Annotated in this window: 2 protein-coding genes; both read right to left on the bottom strand. The window is 69.0% G+C overall.

What is annotated here, in order from left to right; all coding sequences use genetic code 11:
• Positions 1 to 284: 284 nt before the first annotated feature.
• Entirely contained in the window at positions 285 to 860 is a 576-nt protein-coding gene (locus GHC57_RS19065; protein WP_153347235.1) for a DNA-binding protein, read from the bottom strand.
• Between the two features lie 72 nt (positions 861 to 932).
• A partial coding sequence (locus tag GHC57_RS19425; protein ID WP_211369262.1) for a hypothetical protein occupies positions 933 to 1,331 on the bottom strand: 399 nt, incomplete at its 5' end.

Here is a 1,331-nt window from a genome sequence, read left to right as displayed (position 1 = left end):
CAAGGGAATATAAAAACGGTCGCGGGCGCCCGATTTTTTACTTTGGTGCGCCAGGCATGGCGCGTAGCGCCGTGACTGGCACTGTCCGGTCCGCTGTGGTGGCGGTCCGGGCGACTTGGGGGTGGAAGTCCCCTGCGGACCCTGGTGACGGGAACCGCAAGGTCCCCTCCCACCCGATCCCGCCCGTCCGCGTTGGCATTGAACCGGACAAAAAGTCGGCGGGATCGGCACCCACTGCCCACCCCGCCGGTTGAATGGATCGGGGGCCTTGCCGACCCCGCCCATCACAGGCAGCGAACCCCCAGCGCCGCAAGCGCCTCCATGATCTCCGCCCGTGACGGCGCCGCAGTGCCGACCGGAAGTGCGGCGGGTAGGTCACGAACCAAATCATCCAGCGACCGCGCGGTGCCGCTCTTGACGAGGCGCATCAAGGGCAGAACCCAAGATGGCGCTGTATTGACCGCCGATCCGGGCACCTGTGACGGGGCCGGGGTTTCGGGCCGGTGCGGCGCTGGATCGTCCACACACGGCGGCGCCTTGACGATCCGGTCAAGCAAGGCGTCAAAGGCCCGCCCCGGCAGCGCATAGACGTGATACTCCAGGCGCGCCCGATCCGGCGCCGTGGCGGATCGGCGGGGCCAGCCCCGCGCCCTCGCAACGCTGGCGATGCCGGTGGCTGAGCCGGGCAGGCCGGGCAGGCGCAGCGCGGCAAGTTCTGCGGCGGAAAACCACTCCCGCAGCCGGGCCTTGTCGCGGAGGATTTGGACGATCACGGCTTCCAGAAAAGCGATCCGGCGCCGTGCCGTCGCCCAGTCCTCTGCCGGAACCTGGACCGTCAGGGGTAAGTCGGTTGTGCTCATGGTTGATACCCTTTCCCCATAGACAGCAAGGCGGCTCCCGATCCGGGGGCCGCCTTGCCCGGCGCCGTGCGGTCATCCGTCGGTGCCCGTGCGATCCGTGGCGTCAGCGTCCGGATCGCCGTCGGTGTCATCGTCGGGTTCGCGGTCGGCGAACCGGGGATAGGTAGCCGGACCCGTGTCCGGTGCGCCGGCAGCGGGCGCCGCCGGGGCCAGCACATCGTCCGCGATCCACGGCCGCAGGATCCCGGCCAGTTCAGGCGCCTGCTGTTCCAGGCTGCGGACCAGGGCCGCCGCGCCCTCACGCAAACCCCGCCGGTATTCATGATCGGCCAGGGCTTGGGCTTCGCGGAACCGCACCGAAACGGGGTCTGTAAGCCAGTCCTGGACTGGCGCCTGAACGGCGTTCAGGGTGGAAATGCACCCCTGGAGGATTTTGTAAATTCCCGCCGCGCCGCGCGGCGACAACTCCAC

The organism is Roseospira navarrensis (genome assembly GCF_009601025.1).
GTDB classification, from domain to species: domain Bacteria; phylum Pseudomonadota; class Alphaproteobacteria; order Rhodospirillales; family Rhodospirillaceae; genus Rhodospira; species Rhodospira navarrensis.
Note: the sequence above shows the minus strand (reverse complement) of the source record. Positions and strands in the feature narration are given on the sequence as shown.

What these genes read in the sequence shown, in the direction of transcription:
- GHC57_RS19065 (WP_153347235.1), bottom strand. Translation starts at nt 860, where the DNA reads ATGAGCACAACCGACTTACCCCTGACGGTCCAGGTTCCGGCAGAGGAC.